General features: G+C 72.2%; 18 protein-coding genes. 16 read left to right on the plus strand and 2 right to left on the minus strand.

Features of this window, described 5'->3' with window-relative positions; translation table 11 throughout:
• Positions 1 to 40: 40 nt before the first annotated feature.
• A complete protein-coding gene (locus ISG29_RS05405) occupies positions 41 to 934 on the minus strand; it encodes an NAD(P)H-binding protein (RefSeq protein ID WP_194502380.1) in 894 nt (297 codons plus the stop codon).
• Between the two features lie 273 nt (positions 935 to 1207).
• Here ISG29_RS05405 and ISG29_RS05410 point away from each other — a divergent pair, with 273 nt between their 5' ends.
• The 8 genes from ISG29_RS05410 to ISG29_RS05445 all read left to right on the plus strand — a co-directional run bounded on the left by ISG29_RS05410 (position 1208) and on the right by ISG29_RS05445 (position 10902).
• The gene (locus ISG29_RS05410) at positions 1208 to 2419 is read left to right on the plus strand and encodes an acetyl-CoA C-acetyltransferase (RefSeq protein WP_194502381.1); all 1212 of its coding nucleotides are present in this window, start codon (positions 1208 to 1210) and stop codon (positions 2417 to 2419) included.
• A gap of 167 nt (positions 2420 to 2586) precedes the next feature.
• Positions 2587 to 4803, plus strand: a complete 2217-nt coding sequence (locus tag ISG29_RS05415) for a 3-hydroxyacyl-CoA dehydrogenase NAD-binding domain-containing protein (RefSeq protein ID WP_194502382.1) — start codon at positions 2587 to 2589, stop codon at positions 4801 to 4803.
• A 122-nt stretch (positions 4804 to 4925) separates the two neighbouring features.
• Entirely contained in the window at positions 4926 to 5648 is a 723-nt protein-coding gene (locus ISG29_RS05420; RefSeq protein ID WP_194502383.1) for an ABC transporter ATP-binding protein, read from the plus strand.
• Positions 5623 to 7176, plus strand: coding sequence for a hypothetical protein (locus ISG29_RS05425; RefSeq protein ID WP_194502384.1), 1554 nt, complete (start codon positions 5623 to 5625; stop codon positions 7174 to 7176). The genes ISG29_RS05420 and ISG29_RS05425 overlap by 26 nt, the downstream gene beginning before the upstream one ends.
• 12 nt (positions 7177 to 7188) lie before the next feature.
• Entirely contained in the window at positions 7189 to 8091 is a 903-nt protein-coding gene (locus ISG29_RS05430) for an LLM class flavin-dependent oxidoreductase (protein ID WP_194502385.1), read from the plus strand.
• A 12-nt stretch (positions 8092 to 8103) separates the two neighbouring features.
• Positions 8104 to 9024 carry an NADP-dependent oxidoreductase gene (locus ISG29_RS05435; protein ID WP_194502386.1) on the plus strand — a complete coding sequence of 307 codons (921 nt, stop codon included), beginning with the start codon at positions 8104 to 8106 and terminating at the stop codon, positions 9022 to 9024.
• Between the two features lie 11 nt (positions 9025 to 9035).
• Positions 9036 to 9818 carry an SDR family NAD(P)-dependent oxidoreductase gene (locus ISG29_RS05440; protein ID WP_207792805.1) on the plus strand — a complete coding sequence of 261 codons (783 nt, stop codon included), beginning with the start codon at positions 9036 to 9038 and terminating at the stop codon, positions 9816 to 9818.
• Positions 9819 to 9822: 4 nt separating this feature from the next.
• On the plus strand, positions 9823 to 10902 hold the full coding sequence (locus tag ISG29_RS05445) for a VanZ family protein (protein ID WP_194502387.1): 1080 nt from the start codon (positions 9823 to 9825) through the stop codon (positions 10900 to 10902).
• Here ISG29_RS05445 and ISG29_RS05450 read toward each other — a convergent pair.
• A complete protein-coding gene (locus tag ISG29_RS05450; protein WP_194502388.1) occupies positions 10886 to 11641 on the minus strand; it encodes an SDR family oxidoreductase in 756 nt (251 codons plus the stop codon). The two genes, ISG29_RS05445 and ISG29_RS05450, sit on opposite strands and share 17 nt — an antisense overlap.
• A 200-nt stretch (positions 11642 to 11841) precedes the next feature.
• Here ISG29_RS05450 and ISG29_RS05455 point away from each other — a divergent pair, with 200 nt between their 5' ends.
• The 8 genes from ISG29_RS05455 (at position 11842) to ISG29_RS05490 (ending at position 23635) form a co-directional block, all read left to right on the plus strand.
• On the plus strand, positions 11842 to 14919 hold the full coding sequence (locus ISG29_RS05455; RefSeq protein ID WP_194502389.1) for a S8 family serine peptidase: 3078 nt from the start codon (positions 11842 to 11844) through the stop codon (positions 14917 to 14919).
• A 305-nt stretch (positions 14920 to 15224) separates the two neighbouring features.
• The gene (locus ISG29_RS05460) at positions 15225 to 15821 is read left to right on the plus strand and encodes a PadR family transcriptional regulator (protein WP_194502390.1); all 597 of its coding nucleotides are present in this window, start codon (positions 15225 to 15227) and stop codon (positions 15819 to 15821) included.
• Positions 15818 to 16543, plus strand: a complete 726-nt coding sequence (locus tag ISG29_RS05465) for an ABC transporter ATP-binding protein (protein WP_194502391.1) — start codon at positions 15818 to 15820, stop codon at positions 16541 to 16543. The genes ISG29_RS05460 and ISG29_RS05465 overlap by 4 nt, the downstream gene beginning before the upstream one ends.
• A complete protein-coding gene (locus ISG29_RS05470) occupies positions 16540 to 19188 on the plus strand; it encodes an ABC transporter permease (RefSeq protein WP_194502392.1) in 2649 nt (882 codons plus the stop codon). Before ISG29_RS05465 ends, ISG29_RS05470 begins: the two co-directional genes overlap by 4 nt.
• 160 nt (positions 19189 to 19348) lie before the next feature.
• Positions 19349 to 19948 (plus strand): TetR/AcrR family transcriptional regulator, encoded by a 600-nt coding sequence (locus tag ISG29_RS05475; RefSeq protein WP_328828091.1) that lies wholly within the window; start codon positions 19349 to 19351, stop codon positions 19946 to 19948.
• Positions 19945 to 20754, plus strand: a complete 810-nt coding sequence (locus ISG29_RS05480) for a TIGR03084 family metal-binding protein (protein WP_194502393.1) — start codon at positions 19945 to 19947, stop codon at positions 20752 to 20754. The genes ISG29_RS05475 and ISG29_RS05480 overlap by 4 nt, the downstream gene beginning before the upstream one ends.
• A complete protein-coding gene (locus ISG29_RS05485) occupies positions 20751 to 22496 on the plus strand; it encodes an acyclic terpene utilization AtuA family protein (protein WP_194502394.1) in 1746 nt (581 codons plus the stop codon). The genes ISG29_RS05480 and ISG29_RS05485 overlap by 4 nt, the downstream gene beginning before the upstream one ends.
• On the plus strand, positions 22493 to 23635 hold the full coding sequence (locus ISG29_RS05490; RefSeq protein WP_194502395.1) for an acyl-CoA dehydrogenase family protein: 1143 nt from the start codon (positions 22493 to 22495) through the stop codon (positions 23633 to 23635). The genes ISG29_RS05485 and ISG29_RS05490 overlap by 4 nt, the downstream gene beginning before the upstream one ends.
• Positions 23636 to 23688: the final 53 nt, after the last annotated feature.

Raw genomic sequence — 23688 nt, forward strand, 5'->3', positions numbered from 1 at the left:
GGCTCGACAACGCCGCCGGGGTGGCCGGCTATTCCTCTGCTCAGCGCTCGCGAGAGTCCTCGCCCAAGGCGAGCCGCACGGCCTGGGCATAGGTCATCGGCTCGAAGGGCACCACGTCGCGGATCGAGGTGTCGGTCTGGAGCACCTCGGTGCCCATGGAGTCGATGAGGTTGCCGGCGGTGGTGGCGTCGACGCCGGTGACGAGCTTGATCCACCACGACGAGAGCATCGGAGTGCCGACCGGCACCTGGACGATCGGCACGAACCGGCCGTGCATCTCCCGGGCGGCCTGGGCGAGCATGCCGCGGTAGGAGAGCTGGTCGGCGCCGCCGATCTCGAAGACGCGGTCCTTGGCCTCGTCGTTGTCGACGACGCCCACGAGGTAGCGGACGACGTCGTCGAGCGCGATCGGCTGGGTGCGGGTCGCGGCCCACTTGGGCACGATCATCGCGGGCAGGTTCTTCACCAGCTCGCGGGTCATCTCCCACGACACTCCGCCGGAGCCGACGACGATGGCCGCGCGCAGCACGGTGACCGGCACCCCGGACTCGCCCAGCAGCGACTCGACCTCGCGGCGCGAGCGCAGGTGCGCGGAGAGCTCGCCGTCGTCGGCGCCGAGTCCGCCGAGGTAGACGATCTGCTGCACACCCTGGGCGGCCGCCGCCAGGCTGAAGGCACGCGCGGCCTCGGCGTCCTTGCGCTCGAAGTCGTGGTCGTCGAGGGAGTGCACGAGGTAGACCGCGGTGTCGACGCCCTCGAGTGGTGCTGCCAGTGACCCGGGGTCGGCGACGTCGCCGAACACCGGTTCGCCGACACCGTCGTAGTCGTCGGGACGCCGGGTCATGGCCCGCACCTCGTGGCCGGCCTTGGCCAGCGCGGGCGCGAGGCGGCGTCCGACGAAGCCGGAGGCTCCGGTGACCAGCACGGTGCTCATGTGCTGAGCCTAGGAAGGCGAAGGGCGAAACCCGATCACCCAGAGGTGAGGGAAGTGAAGTCCTCCACCGCGCACCGGTGGGAGGCGGCGGTCCCCACGGGTTCTCGGAGTTGGTCGTGGACGGCGTGGCCGAGGCCCAGGAGCCCGACGAGTCCCGGTGCCCGTCGCACGTGACGTAGGCCACGGTGGCGACCGTGACAGTATCGGTGTCACAATCGTGGTGGCGCCGTCGCGTGCCGCGTGAGCCCACCTGCCCATCGATCGAGGACGACCATGGCTGAAGCATTCGTGTACGACCACCTCCGCACCCCCCGTGGCAAGGGCAAGGCCGCCGGCGCCCTGCACGAGGTGAAGCCGATCGACCTCGTGGTCGGTCTGCTCGACGAGGTGCGCAAGCGCAACCCCGGCTTCGACCCCGAGCGCGTCGACGACCTCGTCCTCGGCATCGTCACGCCCATCGCCGAGCAGGGCGGCGACCTCGCCAAGACCGCCGCGCTGGCGGCCGGTTACCCCGAGACCGTGGCCGGCGTGCAGCTGAACCGCTTCTGCGCCTCCGGCCTCGAGGCCGTGAACCAGGCGGCCGCCCGCATCCGCGGCGGCATGGAGGATCTCATCCTCGCCGGTGGCGTCGAGTCGATGAGCAACGTCTCGATGGGCTCCGACGGCGGCCCGTGGGCCGGCGACCCGACCACCGCGCTCAACACCGGCTTCGTGCCGCAGGGCATCGGCGCCGACCTCATCGCGACCCTCGAGGGCTGGAGCCGCGAGGACGTCGACGCGTTCGCCGCCGAGTCGCACCACCGCGCCGCCAAGGCGTGGGCCAACGGCTACTTCGCCGACGCTGTCGTCCCGGTCACCGACATGAACGGCGTGACCGTCCTCGACCACGACGAGCTCGTGCGCCCCGACACCTCCGTCGAGGGTCTGGCCGCCCTCAAGCCCTCGTTCGCCCAGATGGGCCGCGACGGCGGCTTCGACTCCGTGGCGCTGGAGAAGTATCACTGGGTCGAGAAGATCGACCACGTGCACCACGCCGGCAACTCCTCGGGCATCGTCGACGGCTCCGCGCTCATGGCGATCGGCACCGAGGAGATCGGCCACGAGCTGGGCCTGACCCCGCGTGCCCGCTTCGTGTCGATGGCCGTCTCGGGCGCCGACCCGACGATCATGCTCACCGGCCCGGCCCCGGCTGCCCGCAAGGCGCTGGCCAAGGCGGGCCTCGAGGTCGGCGACATCGACCTCTTCGAGATCAACGAGGCGTTCGCCGCCGTGGCCATGCGGTTCATGCGCGACCTCGACATCAGCCACGAGATCACCAACGTCAACGGCGGCGCCATCGCGATGGGTCACCCCCTGGGCGCCACCGGGGCCATGATCCTCGGCACGCTGGTCGACGAGCTCGAGCGCCGCGACCTGCGGCGCGGTCTGGCGACGCTGTGCGTCGGCGGCGGCATGGGTATCGCCACGATCGTGGAGCGCGTGTAGGCGGCTGAGCTTGCGAGGCCGTGACCCGCGTGTCGAGACCCGGTGAGACGGAAACCGACGCCGACCACCGACGCCGACCACCGACGTCAGCACCGAGAAACGACGACCCACGGGTCGCCGTCCCTGTGAACCTACGAACCTGAACCGAACAGGAACGAAACGAACCCATGAGCACCACGACCGAGCAGACCGCCGTGCAGTACGAGAAGGACGCCGACGGCATCGTCACCCTCACCCTCGACGACCCGACGGCGTCGGCGAACACGATGAACGACCTCTACACCGCCTCGATGAAGGCGGCGGTGCAGCACCTCCACGACGAGCTGGCCGCCGATCCCGAGTCGGTCAAAGGCGTCGTGATCGCGAGCGCCAAGAAGACCTTCTTCGCTGGCGGCAACCTGAAGAACATGGTGATGGCCCAGCCCGAGGACGCCCCGCGCATCTTCGCGATGGCCGAAGACGTCAAGGCCCCGCTGCGCGCGCTGGAGAAGCTGCCGGTGCCGGTGGTGGCCGCGATCAACGGCGCCGCCTTGGGAGGTGGCCTCGAGATCACGCTGGCCTGCAACCACCGTGTCTGCGTCGACGACCCCTCGGTCAAGCTCGGTCTGCCCGAGGTGACCCTCGGACTGCTGCCCGGTGGTGGCGGCGTCACCCGCATCGTGCGCATGTTCGGCCTCCAGGACGGCCTGATGAGCGTCCTGCTCGAGGGCAAGCAGTTCAAGCCGTCCGACGCCAAGGAGAAGGGCCTGGTCGACGAGCTGGTCGCCACCCGCGACGAGCTCGTGCCCGCGGCGAAGGCCTGGATCAAGGCCAACCCCGAGGCCAGCGCCAACCCGTGGGACGCGCCCGGCTACAAGATGCCGGGCGGCACCCCGAAGTCCCCGCAGCTCGCGGCCTTCCTGCCCGTCTTCCCCGCGCTCCTGCGCCAGCAGACCAAGGGCGCCGTCTACCCGGCCCCGCGCGCGATCCTCGCCGCAGCCGTCGAGGGCGCCGGCAAGGACTTCGACACCGCCTCCCGCATCGAGTCGCGCTACCTCACCAAGCTCGTCACCGAGCAGGGCTCGAAGAACATGATCCAGGCGTTCTTCTTCGACCTCCAGGCCATCAACGCAGGCAAGCTGCGCCCGCAGGGCATCGCACCCTGGAAGGCCACGAAGGTGGGTGTGCTCGGCGCCGGCATGATGGGCGCCGGCATCGCCTACGTGTGCGCCCGCGCCGGCATGGAGGTCGTGCTCAAGGACGTCGAGCAGGCCAACGCCGAGAAGGGCAAGGCCTACACGCAAGGGCTGAACGCCAAGGGCGTCGAGCGCGGCAAGCTCACCCAGGCGCAGGCCGACGAGCTCCTCGGTCGCATCACCCCCGCCGCCGACCCGGCCGACCTCGCGGGCTGCGACCTGGTCATCGAGGCGGTCTTCGAGGACCCGGCTCTCAAGGCCAAGGTCTTCGGCGAGATCGCCGAGCACGTCACTGGGCACGACCGGGGCGACGCACTGCTCTGCTCCAACACCTCGACGCTGCCGATCACCGAGCTGGCCGAGGGCGTCGATCGACCGGCCGACTTCATCGGGCTGCACTTCTTCAGCCCCGTCGACAAGATGCCGCTGGTCGAGATCATCCGCGGCGAGAAGACCTCCGACGAGGCGCTCGCGAAGGCCTACGACGTCGTCCAGCAGATCAAGAAGACGCCGATCGTCGTCAACGACTCGCGCGGCTTCTACACCTCCCGCGTCATCGGCACGATGGTCAACGAGGGTCTGGCGATGGTGGCCGAGGGCGTCGCGCCGTACTCGATCGAGCGCGCCGGCACCCAGGCCGGGTACCCGGTCGGTCCGCTCCAGCTCAGCGACGAGCTCAACATGGAGCTCATGGCGAAGATCGCCCGGGCCACGAAGGACGCCGCCGAGCGCGACGGCGCTGCCTACGAGCCGCACCCGGGCGTCGCCGTCGTCGAGAAGATGATCGAGATCGAGCGGCCCTCGCGCCTGAAGGGCGCCGGCTTCTACGACTACGCCGAGGGCAGGCGGGGCTCGATGTGGTCGGGTCTGGCCGAGGTCTTCCCGGTCGCCTCCGAGCAGCCGCCGATCCGCGACCTCAAGGAGCGGATGCTCTTCGCCGAGGCCATCGAGACGGCCAAGTGCTTCGAGGAGGGCGTCATCGAGTCCGCGGCCGCGGCCAACATCGGCTCGATCATGGGCATCGGCTTCCCGGCCATGACCGGCGGTGCGGCGCAGTACATGACGGGCTACGAGGCGGCCGACGGCGCCATCGGCCTGGCCGCCTTCGTCGCCCGTGCCGACGAGCTGGCCGCCGCCTACGGCGAGCGGTTCGCACCCACCGACCGGTTGCGGGAGATGGCCGCCAACGGGGAGTCCTTCCCGGCCTGATCACGCGGCGGGTCACCACCGCCGGGTGGAACGCCTGCCGGGGGGTCACGGGTCACCACCGGCAGGCACCGGAGAACCGGGATTCCCCGACGGGCGCGCGCGCAGCCGGGCACCATGGACCGGTGACTGCCTCCGATGACGCGCCCGCGGTGAGCGTGCGCGGGCTCCGGGTGCGCTTCGGCGAGGTCGAGGCCGTCGCCGGCGTCGACCTCGAGGCGCAGGCGGGGCGGTCCGTGGGCCTGCTGGGCCGCAACGGCGCCGGCAAGTCGACGACGATGCGCGTGCTCGCCGGCGTGGTGCCGCCCTCCGAGGGTCTCGTGCTGGTGGCCGGCCACGATGTCCGGCACGAGCCGCTGGCCGTGAAGCGCGCGGTGGGCTACTGCCCCGACGTGGGTGGCCTGGTGCCGCGTGCCACCCCCTGGGAGCACCTCCAGCTCGCCGCCCGGCTGCGCCGGCTGCCGGCCGGGTGGGAGGAGCGGGCGCGAGAGCTGCTCGAGCGCTTCGAGCTCGGGCACGTCGCCCACCGGATCAGCGCCGGGTTCTCGCACGGCATGGGGCGTCGGCTCTCCGTCGTGCTGGCCGCCCTGCACGAGCCGCAGGTGCTGCTGCTCGACGAACCCTTCGACGGCGTCGACCCGATCGGCGTCGAGGCCACGCTCGAGGTCGTCGCCGACGCGCGGGCCCGCGGCGCCTGCGTGCTCGTCTCGACCCACCTGCGCGAGCTCGCGATCGAGGCCTGCTCGCACGTGACCGTGCTGCGCGGTGGCTCCCAGGTGGCGCTGATGTCGGCGGCCGAGATGGCCGGCGAGGAGGGTGCGCGTGCCTACCGCTCGCTCCTCGACTGAACCGCCGCCCGGCGTGGGCTCCGACCTACGCCGGGCCGTGGTCGACGTCGGGATCCTGCTGCGGTTCCGCGCCTCGTCGGTGCGTCGGCCCCGGGCGATGCGCCTGGGCCTCGCCCTCCTCGCCGCCGTCACGCTCGCAGCGGCGGTCGCGCCCGCGCTGCTGCCGGGTGCAGGCAGCTCCCCACGTGCCCAGGACGCCGCGGTGCTGCTGCCCACCGTGCTCTCGGCGCTGGTCCTCATCGCGGTCATCTCGGCGGTCGCCTCCGGCGGCGGTCGCGAGCTCGTCGCCCGTGACCCGGCGTCCGTACACCCGATCAGCCCGACCACCGACCACCTCGGCGCACTGCTGCTGGCGCCGGTGAACATCGCCTGGGTCATCCAGTCGTGGGCGCTGCTCGGCTCGACGGCCTTCGCGCTGGGCGCCGACCGCCCGGCGCGGCTGGCCGCAGCCCAGGTCGGCATGCTGCTGTGGCTGGTGCTGGCCACCAGCCTCGCCCAGGTGGTGGCCTGGGCGCTCGAGGGACTCCGGCGGATCCGCTACGGCGTGGGGGTCATCCGCGGTGGTGCGGTCGTACTGCTGGGTGCCCTGGTGGGCCTGCAGATGACCGAACGGCTCGTGCCGGTACTCGACCACCTGCCGACCCTCCAGGTGGTCGTGGGGCTGGTCTTCGGCTTCACCCCGCGGTGGTGCCTCACCGTCTCGGCCCTGGTGCTGCTGGTGCTGGCGGCCGTCGGTCTGGGCGCCCTGCTGGCCCATGCCGTGGCGCGCCGGATCCCACGTGACGAGCTGCGTGCGGAGTCCGGCTCCCGCCGGGCGCTGCCCCAGCCGCGCAGTGACGTGCTCGCACTGGTGCGGGTCGACCGTGGGTCGGTCTGGCGGGCGGTCCCGATGCGTCGCGGTGCCGCCGTCCTGGCCCTGGCGCCGGCCGTGATCGCACTCATCGGCGACCTCGCCTGGGCACAGCTCGTCCTGCTGCCGGGGTTGGTGTGCGCGGGTGGCGCGTTGCTGTTCGGCGTCAACGCGTGGTGCCTCGACGGACGCGGCGGCCTCTGGCGCGAGTCGCTGCCGGTCGAGTCCGGCCTGGTCTTCGACGCCCGCTCGTGGGTCGTGGCGGAGTTCTTGCTGGCGGTGTCGCTCGGCACCCTGCTCGTCGGCGGTCTGCGTTCGGGCCTGCCCTCGGCCGGTGAGGCGGTGGCTCTCGGGTGCGCCGTGGTCGTGGTGACCGTGCAGGTGCTCGCCGCCGCCATGCGCTGGTCGATCAAGGCGCCCCACGCCGTCGACCTGCGCTCGGCCCGCGCGACGCCGGCCCCGCCGGTGGCGATGATCGGCTACTCCTCTCGACTGGCGCTGTCGACGACCGTCACCGTCATGGTGTTCTCGCTGGCTGCCACCCTGGGCGATGCGACGGCGGCGCCGGTGCTCGCCCTGCCGATGCTGCTGTGGTCGAGCTACCGCTGGGTGCGCGCCCGCAACCGCTGGGTCGACCCGCAGCAGCGGGCGGCGGTGATCGTGACGACCGCGGCGTAGGAGGGTGGGGCGATGGACGTCGGCATGACCCTGCCCGTGATGGAGCCCGACCTCTGGGAGCGGGCCGGCACCCTCGAGCGGTGGGCGCGAGATATCGACGCCGGCCCCTGGTCGTCGCTGTGCTTCGGCGAGCGCATGGCCTTCGACAACCCCGAGGCGCTGACGACCCTCGGCGCCGTCGCGGCCTGGACGTCGCGGGTGCGGCTGGTGACGACGGTCGTCGTGCCTCAACTGCACGACGTCGCCCGACTGGCCAAGGCGTGCGCCACGGCCGATCGGCTCTGCGGCGGTCGGCTCACGGTCGGCCTCGGTGTCGGCGGCCGGGAGGAGGACTACCGCAGCGTCGGCGCCGACCTCGGCACCCAGACGATGGCCGGACTGGCCGACAGCGCGCACGAGCTGCGCCGGCTCTGGTCGGGCGAGCCCCGCAGTGCGACTCCCGGTGCCGAAGTGGGCCGGATCGGTCCGCCGCCGGTGCAGCCGGGCGGTCCGCCGCTGCTCGTCGGCACGATGGGGCCGCGCACCGTGCGCTCCGCCGCCGCGTGGGCCACCGGACTGGCCGGCGTCACGATGAACGCAGACGTCGACGAGACCGCCCGCCTCTTCCAGGTCGCCCGTGAGGCGTGGGCGCGCGCCGGCCGACCCGCGCCGCTGCTGACGACGTCGTTCTGGTTCGCCCTCGACGAGGGCGACGGGTCGGCTCGCGCCCAGGTGCACCGGCACCTGCGGCACTACATGTCCTGGCTGCCGTCCGACCTGGTGGACGCGCTGGCCGTGGGCGCCGGATTCGCCGGCACCCCCGTGCAGCTGCGCGACCTGCTCGACCGATTCGCGGCGATCGGCGCCGACGAGGTGCAGCTCATCCCGACCTCCGCCGACGTGACCCAGCTCGGCCTGCTGGCCGATCACGTGTGAGAGCCTGCGCCGATGCGGTCACGACGGTGGGTGGCGATGCGTCCGGGCGGGCTCGAGGTCTTCGGACTCCAGGAGCGCGACGTCCCAGCACCCGGACGGGGTGAGGTGCTCATCGGGGTGCGCGCCGCCGGGGTGAACCCCGCCGACGCCAAGCACGTGGCGCGTGGCGGCTTCGCCGGGCCACGGCCGGTCGGCTACGAGGTGGCGGGCGTCGTCGAAGGGGTCGGGCCCGACGTGACCGACTGGCGGGCCGGCGACGAGGTGCTCGCCTTCCGCGTGCTCGGCGGGTACGCCGACCACCTGGTCGCCCCGGCGTCCGACGTGTTCGCCAAGCCGCCCGGCCTCGGCTGGGCGGAGGCGGCGAACCTGCTGCTGGCCGGCAGCACGGCCGCCGACCTGCTGCACCGGGTGGCCGCCCCCGCGGGTGCCACCGTGGTGCTGCACGCCGGGTCCGGCAGCGTCGGCCGGATGGTGCTCCAGCTGGCCCGCCGCCAGGACGTCCGCGTCGTCGCCACGTGCGGTCCGACCCGCGCCGACGACGTCCGAGCGCTCGGCGGCACCCCGCTCGACTACGGTCCCGGCCTGCTCGAGCGGCTGCGCGACCTCGCACCCGTCGAGGGCTATCACGCGGCCCTCGACGCGGCGGGCACCGACGAGGCGATCGACGCCTCCCTCTCGTTGGTCGGGCCGGGCCGCCTGGTGACGGCCGCCGGCCAGGCGCGGGCCCGGGCCGAGGGGTTCACCGGACTCAGCGGCACCGACCCGGAGTCCGCCGCCTACCGCGACAGCCAGCGCCAGCACCTGGTCGACCTCGCCGGCAGCGGCGACCTCGACGTGCACGTGGCGCACACCTTTGCCCTCGACGACGCCCTCGCCGCACTCGAGCTCGTCGGCACCGCTCACCCCGGTGGCAAGGTCGCCCTCGTCCCGTAACCTCAGCGGTCGTGACCTCTCGACGCGTGCTGGTGACGGGTGCGGCCTCCGGACTCGGTGCGGCTCTCGCCGCCGCCTTCGAGGCGCGCGGCGACCGGGTGCTGCGCACCGACGTCGCGGTGCCTCACGACATCGCCCCGGACGACGACGGCTGGCTCCCTCTCGACATCACCTCGGAGTCGGCGTGGACGACGGCCCGCGCGCACGTCGAGCAGACCTGGGGCGGGCTCGACGTGCTGGTGAACAACGCCGGTGTGGCCGGGGGCGGGCGCCTCGACGTAGCCGGGCTCGACGAATGGCGGTGGATCTTCGAGATCAACCTCTTCGGCATGGTCGCCGGGCTGCGCACCTTCGTGCCGGTCTTCAAGCACCAGCGTGGCGGGCAGATCGTCAACGTCGCCTCGCTCGCGGGGCTCGTGCACCCCGGCGGCATGGCCTCCTACAACGCGGTGAAGTCAGCGGTCGTGGCGCTCACCGAGACCGCCGGTCACGAGCTCGCCGGGTACGGCATCACCGCGCACGTGGTGTGCCCCGGCTTCTTCCGCACCAACCTGATGAACTCCATCCGCGGTGCCGACTCCGCGCTCGCGGGCGTCATGGAGCACCTCGTGACCGGTTCGCCGATCGCGGCCGACGACGTCGCGGGCGCCGTCCTGGCCGGGCTCGAGGCGGGCGAGGAGCTGATCGTGCCCGACGAGCCGGCCCAGCAGGCGGTGGCGCTCAAGCGCGACGACCGGGCCGCCTACGACGCCGTGATGCGCGCCCAGGCCGCGCGCTTGGACTCGCTCGGCTGAGCCCGTGAGCCAGCAGGCGGTCAACGCGATCGTCGCCGTCGGGCTGGGCAGCGCGCTGGCGGTGGTGCTGCTCATCCCGACGGCCGCCGTGCAGTACCGGCGCGACGGCCGGCTCGGCCCCGGCGACCTCGTCACCCTGCTCGGGGCGGCGGTGTACGGGCTGGCGCTGTGGACCTACACCCTGCTGCCGCTGCCGGCCGGCACCTACCGGTGCAAGGTCGCGCAGTGGCACGTGTTCGGCACGATCGGCCAGATCGGCCTGCCCGAACGCGGCCTGCAGCCGTTCCTGCGCGACCCGGCCGTGCTCCAGGTGCTCTTCAACGTGCTGCTCTTCGTGCCGCTGGGCTACTACGTGCGGGTGGTGCTCAAGCGCGGGGTCGCCGTGGCCACGCTCGTCGGGTTCGCGGCGTCCCTCGCGATCGAGCTGACCCAGTACACCGCCGTGTGGGGGATCTTCGGCTGCGCCTATCGCCAGCTCGACGTCGACGACCTGCTGCTCAACACCGTCGGCGCCCTCGGCGGCTCGCTGCTCTCGGCCGTCGTGGTTCGCCGTCGCAGCGGTGACCCGCGGCCGCTGCCCTCGGAGCTCACCTGGGGCCGGCGTCTCATGGGCCTGGTGTGCGACGCGCTGTTCGTGCTGCTGCTCGGCGGACTCATCGCGGCCGCGTGGCGGGGGGCGACCTTCTTCGTGCTCGACACGCGGCCCTTCCGCGACGAGCAGTGGCGTGTGCAGTGGACGGTGCCGTTCGTGCTCCAGGCGGTGCTCGTGCTCACCCAGGGGCGCACGGTCGGCGAGCTCGTCGTGTCGGTGCGTGCCCGCGCCCGGCACCGGTGGCTCGCGCCGCTCTCACGCGCCGTCAAGCTCGCCACGGGGCTGGCGCCCGTGTGGTGCCTGGTGATCCTGCCGATCCCCTACCGGGGCGGTGTGCTCATCGGCTTCCTGGGCACCACCGTGCTCGCGGCCCTGCTCACGCCTCGGCACGGTGGGCTCTCGCACGCGGTCGCCCGGATGCGGCTCGAGGTCGTCACGCCTCCGGGACGTGCCGTCGAGGGCGCCGAGGACGACGTCAGATCAGCCGTTTGAACAACGGGAGTGGCGCGTACTCCATGACCGGCCTGAGCAGTCGCCACGGCAGCTGGGGCACGCACGCGGAGTCGACCCGCTTCTCGATGGCGGACACCATCGAGCGCACGCCCTTCTCGGTCGAGACCAGCAACGGGTTGGTGGCCTGGTCGGCGGCGTCGTTCATCTCCGAGACGATGTAGCCCGGGTAGAGCACGGTGATGTCGACAGCGCGGCCCAGCGAGGTGCCGTGCAGCTCGGTGCGCAGCCCCTCGGCGAGCATCGCGACGGCGGACTTCGTGGCAGCGTAGGCGGTGATCGCCTTCGGCAACCCGCGGAAGGCCGACATCGACGACACCACGACCAGGTGGCCCGAGCGCTGCGCCCGGAAGACCTCCATGGCCGCCTCGATCTGGGCCAGCGCGCCGACGAGGTTGGTCTGGACCGTCTCCAGGTTGGCCGCGAAGCCGCCCGTGCCCAGCGGGGTGCCCTTGCCGAGACCGGCGTTGACGATGACACGGTCGAGGCCGCCGGCGTCCGCGATCTCGTGCACGACCGCGAAGACGCGGTCGGTATCGGTCACGTCGAGGGCGTGCACGGTGACGCTGCGCTCGGGGTGGGCGGCGAGGATCTCCTCGCGCAGGGCCTCGAGGTTCTCGGTGCGTCGCGCTGCGAGGGCGAGGTCGTGGCCGAGGAAGGCGAGCTGTCGGGCCATCTCCGCGCCGAGGCCGGAGGATGCCCCCGTGATGAGGGTCGTCATGGTGTCAGTCTTCCCGGCCGCGACCGGGTGTGACCAGTCAGACGCCACGACGGTGTTGCGTTCCGGGAACTTTTCTCGTCATGAAGGGTGACGACCCTTGACTTTGCGGCGCCGGTGGATTGAGGTGCAGATGCTCGCGTGTAGATGTCCGGTCGTCGGAAGCCGGCGCACGCCCGCACTCTCGGGTAGAGGGAGAATCCGTGTCGAAGTCCACCCCACGCCGACGCCACATCCGCGCGCTCGGCCTCCTGACGGCGAGCGCGCTCACCGTCGGTCTCGCCGGCCTGGTACCGGCGAACGCTGCCGAAGGCGGTGACGGTCTTCAGCCCCTGAAGACCGCAGCGTCCAAGCCGTCCTTCAAGGCCGGCAACTACATCGTCTTGCTGTCCGGCAAGTCGGCCTCGGAGTACACCGGCGGGGTCAACGGTCTCGCTGCGACGAAGCCGGCCGAGGGCCGCGCGTTCCTGGGCAACTCCAAGGCGGTGGCTGCCTACAGCTCCTACCTGGCCAAGCAGCAGACGAGCGTCGCGAAGCAGGCCGGCGCGAAGATCCAGCGCAGCTACACGATCGCGTCCAACGGATTCTCCGCGTCGCTCTCCGGTGAGCAGGCAGCGAACCTGTCGACCACCCGGGGCGTCGCAGCCGTCGTCCCGGTCGAGCAGCGCACGCCCGACTACAAGGCCGACGCCGAGAACACCGCGAACTTCCTCGGCATGTACTCCAAGCACGGCGCCTGGAGCAAGGACGGCGGTCAGGCGAACGCCGGCTCCGGCGTCGTCGTGGGCGACATCGACTCCGGCATCTGGCCCGACAGCGACTCCTTCGCGGGTGACCCGTTGAGCGCCAAGCCGTCCGGCCGGTGGGGCGCCACGATGGACCCCCTGGGCGACACGCACATGGACAAGTCCGACGGTGGCCAGTTCAACGGCACGTGCGAGACCGGCGAGGAGTTCACCCTCGACGACTGCTCGACCAAGATCATCGGCGCGCGCTACTACGACGACTCCTTCGTGGCCGGCGTGCCGCCGGAGCACCGCGCCGACACCGAGTACCTCTCCCCCCGTGACGGCGGCGGCCACGGCTCGCACACCGCGAGCACGGCGGCGGGCAACGTCGTCAAGGACGTCTCGGTCGACGGCATCGACTTCGGCGAGGTCACCGGCATGGTGCCCGGCGCCTCGCTGGCGATCTACAAGGTGTGCTGGGAGGACGACGACGAGGACACCGGCGGTTGCTACACCGACGCGATCCTCGACGCCATCGACGACGCCGTGCGTGACGGCGTCGACGTGCTCAACTTCTCGATCTCGGGCGCGCTCGCGACCGTGATCGACCCCGTCGAGATCGCCTTCGCGGGCGCGGCCCAGGCCGGCGTCTTCGTGTCGGCCTCGGCCGGCAACAGCGGCCCGACGGCCTCGACCGTGGCACACAACAGCCCCTGGCTGACCACCGTCGCGGCCTCGACCTGGAAGAACTTCGACGGCACCGTCGAGTTCGGCGACGGTCAGAAGTTCCTGGGCGCCATGATCGACGGCACCGGCGTACCCGAGCAGACCCCGGTCGTCGACTCGGTCGACCTCTCTGCCGGTGACGACGCCGACGCCCAGATCTGTGGCCCCGACAGCCTCACCGACGACTCGGCCACCGGCAAGATCGTGCTCTGCCTGCGCGGAACCTACGCCCGCACCGACAAGTCGGCCGAGGTCAAGCGTGTCGGCGGCGTCGGCATGATCATGGTCAACCCGAGCGAGAACAGCCTCGACGCCGACCTGCACTCGGTGCCCACCGTGCACCTGCAGAGCACCGACGCCGACGCCGTCTACGACTACGTCGACAACACCGACGACCCGACCGCCGCGCTGCTGCCCGGCAACCAGACCGACAAGCCCAGCGCCCCGCTGCCGCAGGTCTCCGGGTTCTCCTCGCGTGGTCCGGCCCTGGCCAACGACTCCGACCTGCTCAAGCCCGACATCGCGGCCCCGGGTCAGACCGTTCTCGCCGCGGTGGCCCCGCCGTCCAACCACGACCGCGACTACGACCTCTACTCCGGTACGTCGATGGCGGCCCCGCACATCACCGGCCTCGGTGCCCTGTTGCTCTCGGTCCACCCGGACTGGACGCCGCAGATGGTGCAGTCGGCCATGATGACCACCGCCAAGCCGACCAAGAACGACGACGGCTCCGACAGCACCGACGCGTTCGCGCAGGGTGCCGGCGAGGTCTCGCCGCGAGGCCCGATGTTCAACCCGGGTGCGTTCGTGACCTCCACGGCGCGTCAGTGGTACGGCCTGATGACCGACCAGGGCTACGACACCGGTCAGCCGGCCGTCGACCCCCGCAAGGTCAACATCCCGTCGATGGCCGACCACGCGGTCACCTACTCGACCACGTTCGTGCGCAAGGTGGAGTTCATGAAGAAGGGCAAGTGGATCCCCTCGGGCGACGTCCCGGGCTTCGACGTGTCCTTCGGTCGCGCGAACCTGATGGCCACCAAGTCCGGCGCCAAGCGTCGCGTCAAGGTGACCTTCACGGTCCAGCCCGACACCGCGCTCAACGAGTGGGCCCAGGGCTCGATCTCGCTGAAGAACGGTCGCAAGAAGATCACCATGCCCGTGGCGCTCCAGCCGGTGGCCCTCAAGGTGCCGGCGTCGGTCAGCGGCGAGGGCACCGACGGTTCGGTCGACGTCGACGTCACCAGCGGCACCACCGATGACGTCGACCTCACGATGAACGGTCTGGCCCAGGCGGACTCCGCCGAAGGCTCGGTCGACGTGGGTGGCGCGGACGGCTACTGCGTGCCGGTCTCTGCCGACAGCACGGTCTACGAGGTCGACCTCGACGCCGTCGACGACACCGCCGACCTGGATCTCTTCGGGATCCCGACCGACGCCGGCTGCAACAAGGCCGTGGGCACGACGATCGAGGCCGCGACGGGCTCGGCGGACGAGTCGTTCCGCATCGACCCCTCGGACTACGACGGTCTCGGTGCGATGTTCATCGAGGTCGACGGTTACTCCAAGGGTGACCTCGGAGCTCCGATGGACTACCGGCTCGATGTCTTCGACGTGAACCCGGACAACCAGTTCGGTGACGTCACGTTCGACCCGAACCCGCTCTCGGTGACCCGAGGCGAGGACACGTCCTACACCGCGTCGTGGACCGGTCTGGACGCCGACTCGCACTACCTCGGCATCATCGGGTACGGCGACACCGGCCTGACCACCGACCTCCGGGTCACCACGCCGGCCGACGCCGCCTCTACGGGCAGCAACGGCTGACGTCAGGTCACCAGCTCCACCTGCACCACCGACGGCCACTCCCGGACTCTCCGGGGGTGGCCGTCGTCGTGCGCGAGGGGTCGCGAATCGTCCCGCGAGGGGTCGGGAATCGTCCCGCGAGGGGTCGGGAATCGTCCCGCGAGGGGTCGGGAATCGTTGCGCGAGGGGTCGCGACCGGCGTGCCGGTGACCCCTGCGCCGTTCTCGACCGACTCCTCGTGGCTCTTGCCTACTCGGTATGCATACGTGGTATATCTGTCACTGCATACCCGGTATGGCGCCGGGCGGTGACCTCGAGGAGACCTCATGTCCGTCAAGCAGGCGATGCTGGCGCTGCTGGAGCAGGAGCCGATGTACGGCTACCAGCTCCGCACCGAGTTCGAGTCGCGCACCGGCGCGACCTGGCCGCTCAACGTCGGGCAGGTCTACACGACCCTGACCCGGCTCGAGCGCGACGGCCTCATCGAGCCGGCGGGTGAGGACGACGAGGGCCACGAGCGCTGGCAGCTCACCGCCGCCGGGAGCGACGAGGTCGCCACGTGGTTCACCACGCCGGTGGCCCGCACCCAGCCCCCGCGCGACGAGCTCGCCATCAAGTTGGCCCTGGCGGTCACCGTGCCCGGCGTCGACGTCGGCACCGTGATCCAACAGCAGCGCGGAGCCTCCATGACGGCCCTGCAGGACTACACCCGACTCAAGCGTCAGGCGGGCCGCGGCACCGACCGCCGCGAGGAACTCGCATGGGGACTGGTGCTCGACTCCCTCGTCTTCGCGGCCGAGGCCGAGATCCGGTGGCTCGACCACTGCGAGGCGCGGTTGCGACGAGCCGTCGTGGAACGCCCGGCGGCCGCTCCCTCCGACGCCCGGAACGCCGACGCGTCGAACGAGCAGGCCGCTCGATGAGCGCCGTCCTGCGCCTGGTCGACGTGCACCGCACCCACGGCGAGGGCGAGGCGGCGGTCCACGCATTGCGCGGGGTCTCGTTCGCCGTCCACTCCGGTGAGCTGGTCGCCGTCATGGGCCCCTCGGGCTCGGGCAAGTCCACGTTGCTGACCATCGCCGGCGGGCTCGACCAGCCCACCTCCGGGCGGGTCGAGGTCGAGGGATCCGACCTCGTGACCCTCTCGCAGGCGCAGCGAGCGCGGATGCGAAGAACCTCCATCGGCTATGTGTTCCAGGGCTTCAACCTCATCCCGGCCCTCACGGCCGTCGAGAACGTGGCGCTGCCGCGAGAGCTGGACGGCGTCCGGTCGCGCACGGCGCGGGCCGAGGCCCGCGCAGCACTGGAGGAGGTCGGCATCGTCGACCTCGCCGACCGGTTCCCCGACGACATGTCGGGCGGCCAGCAGCAGCGCGTGGCCATCGCCCGCGCGGTCGTGGGGGAGCGCCGGCTGATCTTGGCGGACGAGCCGACGGGAGCGCTCGACTCCGAGACCGGGGAAGAGATCCTGCGGCTCATCCGCGCCCGATGCGACGCGGGAGCGGCCGGCGTACTGGTCACGCACGAGGCCCGGCATGCGGCCTGGGCCGACCGCGTCGTGTTCCTGCGCGATGGCGTGGTGATCGACGAGTCCGGGTCGGCGCCGGTCGACCGACTGCTCGACGAGCCGGCGGCCAGCCGATGAGCGGACGCCTCACGAGCTGGCGCCTGGCGCTCCGCCTGGCCCGCCGCGACGCTCGTCGCTCCTGGGTGCGCAGCGGCCTGGTGCTCGTGCTCATCGCGCTCCCGGTGCTCGCGGTCACGGCCGCGGCCACCCTCTACGAGACGCACCAGATGACCGGTTCGGAGGGTGTCGACCGTCGCCTCGGCACGGCGGCGGCAAAGGTCTACACCTATCGCCACGCGGCCGACGTCGCGCAGACTGCCGACCCCGAGACGGGTGGCGCCAGCTGGGCGACCCGGCGCAGGGCGACCCCGCCCACCGAGCGGCAAGTGCTCGACACGCTCGGCGGTGAGCGGCGGGCCGTCCCGATCGCCACCGGATACCTGCGCTACCGCACGGCCGAGGGCATGGGCGATGCCCAGAGCGTGGCGACCGACTTCGACGACCCGCTCACAGCCGGGATCGCGACGTTGAGCTCAGGCCACTGGCCCGAGAGCGACGACGAGGTCGTCGTCAGCCAGGCGCTGCTCGACCGCGACCCCGGCGAGCAGCTGACCCTGCGCGGCGGCACGAAGCTCGACATCGTGGGCACGGCGGAGTCCACCAGCTATCGCGACACCGCCTTCGTGTTCGCGCGCCCCGGAGTGTTGCCGACCACGGGCAGCTCGGGCGACCAGGCGTGGCTGGTCGCTGGCGGCCCGGTCGTCTGGCAGCAGGTACGCCAGCTCAACGACCTCGGCGCCTTCGTCGTCTCGCGCGCCGTACTGGCCGACCCGCCGTCGGCCTCACAGCTCGACCCCGACATGCAGTACTCCGACGCGGGCATCGACAGCGCCGAGCTGACCATCCTCGTGCTCATCGTGGTGATGGTGCTCATCGAGGTCGTGCTGCTCGCGGGTCCGGCCTTCGCGGTGGGCGCGCGTCAGCAGACCCGCACCCTCGCCCTCATCGCCGCCGCCGGCGGGACGCCGCGCCAGGCGCGGCGCGTGATCCTCGCCTCGGGTGTCGTGCTCGGGGCTGCTGGTGCGGTGCTCGGCGTGGTGCTGGGCATCGCAGCCGCGCGGGCACTCCAGCCGCTGGTGCAGCACTTCGACGTCCAACGTTTCGGCCCCTTCGACGTGCCCTGGCTGCCGCTGGGGGGAGTCGCCGCGTTCGGTCTGGTGAGCGCGCTGCTCGCCGCCGTGGTTCCGGCGTTCATCGCTTCGCGGCAGAACGTGGTGGCCGTCCTGGGCGGACGCCGCGGCGACACGCGAGCGTCGCGCCGCTCGCCCCTCATCGGACTGGTGCTCGTCGGCGTGGCGGTCGCGCTCGCAGCACTCGGCGTCCGGCGGGCCTCGGGGATGGGCGGGGGCGGCGAGGTGCCGATCGCGCTGTCGGCCGTGGTCGCGGTGCTCGGCATGATCCTGCTCGCGCCCGTCGCGGTCGTCGCCCTCGCGCGACTGGCCGGCCGGTTGCCGCTGCCCCTGCGATTCGCCGCGCGCGACGCCGCCCGGCATCGCACCCGCACGGTGCCCGCGGTGGCCGCGGTGGCGGCCACCGTGGCCGGTGTCGTCGCCCTGGGCATCTCGATCACCTCGGACGAGGCAGAGAACCGCGAGACCTACACGCCTCGGCTGGCGATGGGGCAGGCGTCGGTCACCGACTACGCGCAGAAGGCCGACTGGCCGGCCTATCTCGCCGCCGCTCGCGAGGTCGCGCCGGAGTCGGGGCCGACCCTGATCCGGGGCATCCCGAGTGGTGGGCGGACGTATGTCGACTTCCGAGCCCGCTTCGTGGGGCAGCCGCGCAGCATGCTGAGCTCGTGGGGAGGGGAGCTCGCGACCAGCGTGGTCGTAGCTCGGGATCCGGCGGACGTCGACGCACTGGGCCTGGACGCCGAGGCGGCGGGCCGCGCCCGACGAGCACTTGCGGCCGGGCAGCCGGTGGTCTTCGCCGACCGTGCAGTGCCCGACGGTCCGGCCCGACTCACCGTGAAGCAGCAGGCGCCGCGTGAGCGGCGCATGACGACGCTGGGGCAGGTGCAGGTCGACGCGGTGGCCGTACCGGTCGCGCAGGCCTACGCGCCCGTGCAGGCGGTGCTGCCGACGTCGGTGGCGCGGCGACTGCACGCGCCGGTCGCCGACGTGGGAGTGCTGGTGCCGGGCGGGCTGTCGTCGGCGCAACAGCAGGATCTGTCGGAGAAGGTGGCGGCGATCAGCTCGCGGGCCGAGGTGTACGTCGAGCGTGGCTACCAGGCCGACTCCGCCGTCGTGATCATCAAGCTGATCCTCGCCGGTCTCGGCGCGGTGCTCATGCTGGGCGGCACGCTCACCGCCACGTTCCTGGCGCTCTCGGACGCCAAGCCCGACCTGGCGACCCTCGCCGCGGTCGGAGCTCGGCCCCGCACCCGCCGCGGTGTCGCGGGCGGCTATGCCCTGGTCGTGGGTCTCGTCGGGTCGGTGCTGGGGGCGCTGATCGGCGCCATCCCGGGTCTGGCCATCACCTATCCGCTCACCGACCGGTCGGGGTACTTCAGTGGGCCGGTGCCCGACGGGCTGGCCACGCACTACATCGACATCCCCTGGCTGATGATCGCCGGCGTCGTCCTCGGCCTGCCGCTGCTCACCGCGCTCGTGATGGCAGCCGCCGCTCGCTCCCGACTGCCCATGGTGGCCCGTCTCCAGTGACCCACGAGGGGTCGCAATTCGCTGTTCGAGGGGTCGTGAATCGCTGTGGGGTCGACCCCTCGAGGGACGATTCGAGACCCCTCGGTGGACCATTTGCGACCCCTCGCGGGAAAATACATGCAGGGTTGACTGTTTGTTGTGTCGGTGGTTGGCTCGGCTCGTGACGACGACCCGGGTGCCGCAGGCCGAGCGGAGCCGGGTCATGCGGGCGCGGCTGCTCGAGGCGTGCGTCGAGCTGCTGGTCGAGCGGGGCTACGCCGGCACGACCACCACGCTGGTCAGTGAGCGGGCGGGTGTGAGCCGCGGTGCGCAGCTGCACCACTTTCCGACCAAGGCCGACCTGGTGGTGGCTGCGGTCGAGCACGTGATGACCGAGCGGGGCATCGCGCTCGACGAGGCGGCCCGCTCGCTGGGCCACCCCGGCACCCGCGCCGTGCTCGAGCTGCTGGCCGACCACGTGACGTCGTCCGTCTTCACCGCGGCGCTCGAGCTGTGGGTCGCGGCGCGTACAGACGCCGACCTCCTCGCCGCCGTCGCTCCATTGGAGGCCAAGACCGGCCGCGAGACGCACCGTGTCACCGTCGAGCTGCTCGGTGCCGACGAGTCCGTGCCCGGTGTGCGCGAGCTCGTGCAGGCCACCCTCGACCTCATGCGCGGCCTGGCCCTCGCCACCACGCTCGGCGACGACGACCGCCGTCGAGAACGCATCCTCGACCAGTGGGCCGCCACCCTCGACCAGACCCTCGGGAGAACAGCATGACCCTGCTCGACAGCCTGCTCGACGACCTGGCCGCCGAGGGCGACGTGCTGTGGACCCTCGTCGCGGATCTCGACGACGCGGGGTGGGCGACGCCCACGCCCGCCGCGGGCTGGACCGTCGCCGATCAGGTCGCCCACCTCACGTGGACCGACGAGCAGGCCGTGCTGGCCGCTTGCGCCAGCACGCCGGAGGGCAAGCGGGCCTGGGACGCCGTGGTGGTGCGGGCCCTCGAGGATCCACACGGCTTCGTCGACACCGCGGCCCACGAGCTCGCGGAGCTGGCCCCGGCGGCCCTGCTGATCCGGTGGGAGGCCTCGCGGGCGGCGCTGTCGGCGGCGCTGCGAGCGGTGCCCGAGGGCGAGAGGATGCCGTGGTTCGGCCCGCCCATGTCGCCCGCCTCGATGGCGACCGCGCGGTTCATGGAGACCTGGGCCCACGGGCTCGACGTGCACGAGGCCCTCGGTGCCGCGCCCGCGCGCACCGACCGGATCCGTCACGTCGCACACCTGGGCGTGCGCACCCGCGACTTCGCCTACTCGGTGCGCGAGGAGTCTGCGCCGGCCGAGCCGTTCGGCATCGCGCTCGTCGCGCCGTCGGGGGAGACCTGGTCGTGGGGCCCCGACGACGCCGCCCAGCGGGTGCGCGGGTCGGCCTGGGACTTCTGCTGCCTAGTCACCCAGCGCGTGCACCGCGACGACACCGACCTGGTGGCCACCGGCGCCGACGCCGACCACTGGCTCGACATCGCCCAGGCGTTCGCCGGTCCGTCCGGCGAGGGTCGCAACCAGGCAGGAGAACCGCGATGACCCTGCTGATCGGCAACTGCTCCGGCTTCTACGGCGACCGGTTCTCGGCCATGCGTGAGATGGTCGAGGGGGCGCAGGAAGACGGCCGCGCCCTCGACGTGCTCACCGGCGACTACCTGGCCGAGCTGACCATGCTCATCCTCGGCAAGGACACCATGAAGGACGCCTCGCTCGGCTACGCGCGCACCCACCTGCGCCAGCTCGAGCAGTGCCTGGGCACCGCGCTCGAGCGCGGTATCCGCATCGTCAGCAACGCCGGCGGCCTCAACCCCGCCGGCCTGGCAGACCAGGTGCGGGAGGTCGCCCGCGGGCTCGGGCTGGAGGCGAACGTCGCCCACGTCGAGGGCGACGATCTGCGTCCGAAGGCCGCCGAGCTCGGCCTCGGCGGCGCCCTGACCGCCAACGCCTACCTCGGCGGGTTCGGCATCGCGCGGGCGATCGAGGCGGGCGCCGACGTCGTCGTGACCGGTCGCGTCACCGACGCCGCCCTGGTGGTCGGCCCCGCGGCCGCGCACTTCGGCTGGACGCCGGCCGACCACGACGAGCTGGCCGGCGCCGTCGTCGCCGGGCACGTCATCGAGTGCGGCACCCAGGCGACCGGCGGCAACTTCAGCGGATTCCGCGAGCTCATCGAGCACGGCATGGACCCGCGCCGGCCGCTCGGCTTCCCGGTCGCCGAGATCGACGCCGACGGGTCGAGCGTCATCACCAAGCAGGCGGGCACCGGCGGCGCCGTCACCGTCGACACGGTCACCGCCCAGCTGGTCTACGAGATCGGCTCGAGCCGCTACCTCAACCCCGATGTCACCACCCACCTCGACTCCGTGCGCCTCGAGCAGCTCGGCCCCGACCGGGTCGGCATCAGCGGCGTCGTCGGCGAGGCCCCGCCCGCGCAACTGAAGGTGTGCGTCAACCAGCTCGGCGGCTGGCGCAACAGCGTCGAGCTCGTCCTCACCGGGCTCGACGTGGAGGCCAAGGCCGACTGGGCGCGCGAGCAGATCGAGCCGCGCCTGGTCGCCAGTCACGTCGAGTGGACGCCGATCGCACTGCCGGTGGCCGACGCCGACACGCAGGAGGCGGCGTCGACGCTGCTCCGGATCACCGTGATGGACGACGAACCCGGGCCGTGCGGGGCCGCCTTCACCGCCCCCGTGGTCGAGGTGGCCCTCGGCTCCTACCCCGGCTTCACCCTCACCTCCCCGCCGCCGAAGCCCACGCCGTACGGCGTGTACGCACCTGCCTTCGTCGACCGGTCCGCCGTCGAGCACCTGGTCGTGCTGCCCGACGGCAGCCGGGAGCGCATCGCCGATCCCGAACGGACCACCGAGGTCGACCACGCGATCAGCCTGCGCCCCTCGCCGTACCCGGCTCCGCCCGACACCCTCAATCGGCGACTGCCGCTGGGCACCTTCGTGCACGCGCGCTCGGGCGACAAGGGCGGCGACGCCAACCTCGGACTCTGGATCGCCCACGACGGCTCGCCCAAGTACGACGCCCGCGTCACCTGGCTCGCCAAACTGATGAGCCCACGCAAGGTGCGCGAGCTGATCCCCGAGACCGAGCACCTGCCCGACGACGCGATCGAGGTGCACGTGCTGCCCAACCTCGGCGGCGTCAACATCGTCATCAAGGGCCTGCTCGGCCGCGGCGTCGCGGCGTCCACGAGGTTCGACCCGCAGGCCAAGGGCCTCGGCGAGTGGATGCGCTCGCGCTCGGTGCACGTGCAGGAAGGCCTGATATGAGACCCGCGATCATCAACACCTCCGATGTCTTCGCGCTGGGTGCCGAGTTCGCCCGGCGCGAGATCGTGCCCCACCTCGACGACTGGGAGACGGGCGGAGAGATCCCGCGCAGCGTGCACCTCGCGGCCGGGGAGCACGGCCTGCTCGGACTCGGATTCGTCGAGGAGGTCGGCGGCGCCGGTGGCGACCTCCTCGACACCGTCGACCTCCAGGAGGGCCTCCTCGCCGCGGGCGCCTCGAGCGGACTGCTGGCCGGGCTCTTCACCTGCGGCATCGCACTGCCGCACATGGCGGCCGCTGCCACGCCGCACCTCGTCGAGCGCTATCTGCGACCCACCCTGGCCGGCGAGGCGATCGGCTCGCTCGCGGTCACCGAGCCGGCCGGCGGCAGCGACGTCGCCGGCCTCCGCACCCGCGCCGTCCGTGAGGGCGACGAGTACGTCGTCAACGGCGCCAAGACGTTCATCACCTCCGGCGTGCGCGCCGACTTCGTGACCGTCGCGGCGCGTACCGGCGCCGAGGGCCACGGCGGCATCAGTCTGCTCGTCGTCGACAAGGACACCCCCGGGTTCTCCGTCACCCGCGCGCTGCCCAAGATGGGCTGGCACTGCTCCGACACCGCCGAGCTGTCCTTCGTCGACGTCCGCGTGCCGGCCGAGAACCTCATCGGTGCCGAGAACACCGGCTTCTACCAGATCGCCGCCCAGTTCGTGGTCGAGCGGATCGCGCTGGCCGTGCACGCCTACGGCATCGCCGCCCGCTCCTTGGACCTCACCGCCGCCTGGTGCGCCGAGCGCGAGACCTTCGGTCGGCCGCTGGCCGACCGGCAGGTCGTGCGGCACCGGCTGGTCGAGATGCGGCGCCAGGTCGAGGTGGCCCGCACCTACACCCGCGAGGTCGCGCGGCGGCACGTGGCAGGAGAGGACGTCGTCGCCGAGGCGTGCCTCGCCAAGCAGACGGCGTGCGACGCGGCGTCCTTCGTCTGCGACGCCGCGGTGCAACTGCACGGCGGCACCGGCTACCTGCACGGCACCGAGGTCGAGCGGCACTACCGCGACGCACGCATCCTGCCCATCGGCGGCGGCGCCACCGAGGTGCTCACCGACCTGGCCGCCCGCCTGCTCGGCTACGCGAGCTGACCCGCCTCACCTGACCCGACCAGACCTGACCCGACCAGACCTGACCCGACGAG

Source organism: Nocardioides acrostichi (assembly GCF_015319165.1).
Classification (GTDB): Bacteria; Actinomycetota; Actinomycetes; order Propionibacteriales; family Nocardioidaceae; genus Nocardioides; species Nocardioides acrostichi.

What these genes read in the sequence shown, in the direction of transcription:
- ISG29_RS05405 (WP_194502380.1), bottom strand. Translation starts at nt 934, where the DNA reads ATGAGCACCGTGCTGGTCACCGGAGCCTCCGGCTTCGTCGGACGCCGC.
- ISG29_RS05410 (WP_194502381.1), top strand. Translation starts at nt 1,208, where the DNA reads ATGGCTGAAGCATTCGTGTACGACCACCTCCGCACCCCCCGTGGCAAG.
- ISG29_RS05415 (WP_194502382.1), top strand. Translation starts at nt 2,587, where the DNA reads ATGAGCACCACGACCGAGCAGACCGCCGTGCAGTACGAGAAGGACGCC.
- ISG29_RS05430 (WP_194502385.1), top strand. Translation starts at nt 7,189, where the DNA reads ATGGACGTCGGCATGACCCTGCCCGTGATGGAGCCCGACCTCTGGGAG.
- ISG29_RS05435 (WP_194502386.1), top strand. Translation starts at nt 8,104, where the DNA reads ATGCGGTCACGACGGTGGGTGGCGATGCGTCCGGGCGGGCTCGAGGTC.
- ISG29_RS05450 (WP_194502388.1), bottom strand. Translation starts at nt 11,641, where the DNA reads ATGACGACCCTCATCACGGGGGCATCCTCCGGCCTCGGCGCGGAGATG.
- ISG29_RS05460 (WP_194502390.1), top strand. Translation starts at nt 15,225, where the DNA reads ATGTCCGTCAAGCAGGCGATGCTGGCGCTGCTGGAGCAGGAGCCGATG.
- ISG29_RS05465 (WP_194502391.1), top strand. Translation starts at nt 15,818, where the DNA reads ATGAGCGCCGTCCTGCGCCTGGTCGACGTGCACCGCACCCACGGCGAG.
- ISG29_RS05470 (WP_194502392.1), top strand. Translation starts at nt 16,540, where the DNA reads ATGAGCGGACGCCTCACGAGCTGGCGCCTGGCGCTCCGCCTGGCCCGC.
- ISG29_RS05480 (WP_194502393.1), top strand. Translation starts at nt 19,945, where the DNA reads ATGACCCTGCTCGACAGCCTGCTCGACGACCTGGCCGCCGAGGGCGAC.
- ISG29_RS05485 (WP_194502394.1), top strand. Translation starts at nt 20,751, where the DNA reads ATGACCCTGCTGATCGGCAACTGCTCCGGCTTCTACGGCGACCGGTTC.
- ISG29_RS05490 (WP_194502395.1), top strand. Translation starts at nt 22,493, where the DNA reads ATGAGACCCGCGATCATCAACACCTCCGATGTCTTCGCGCTGGGTGCC.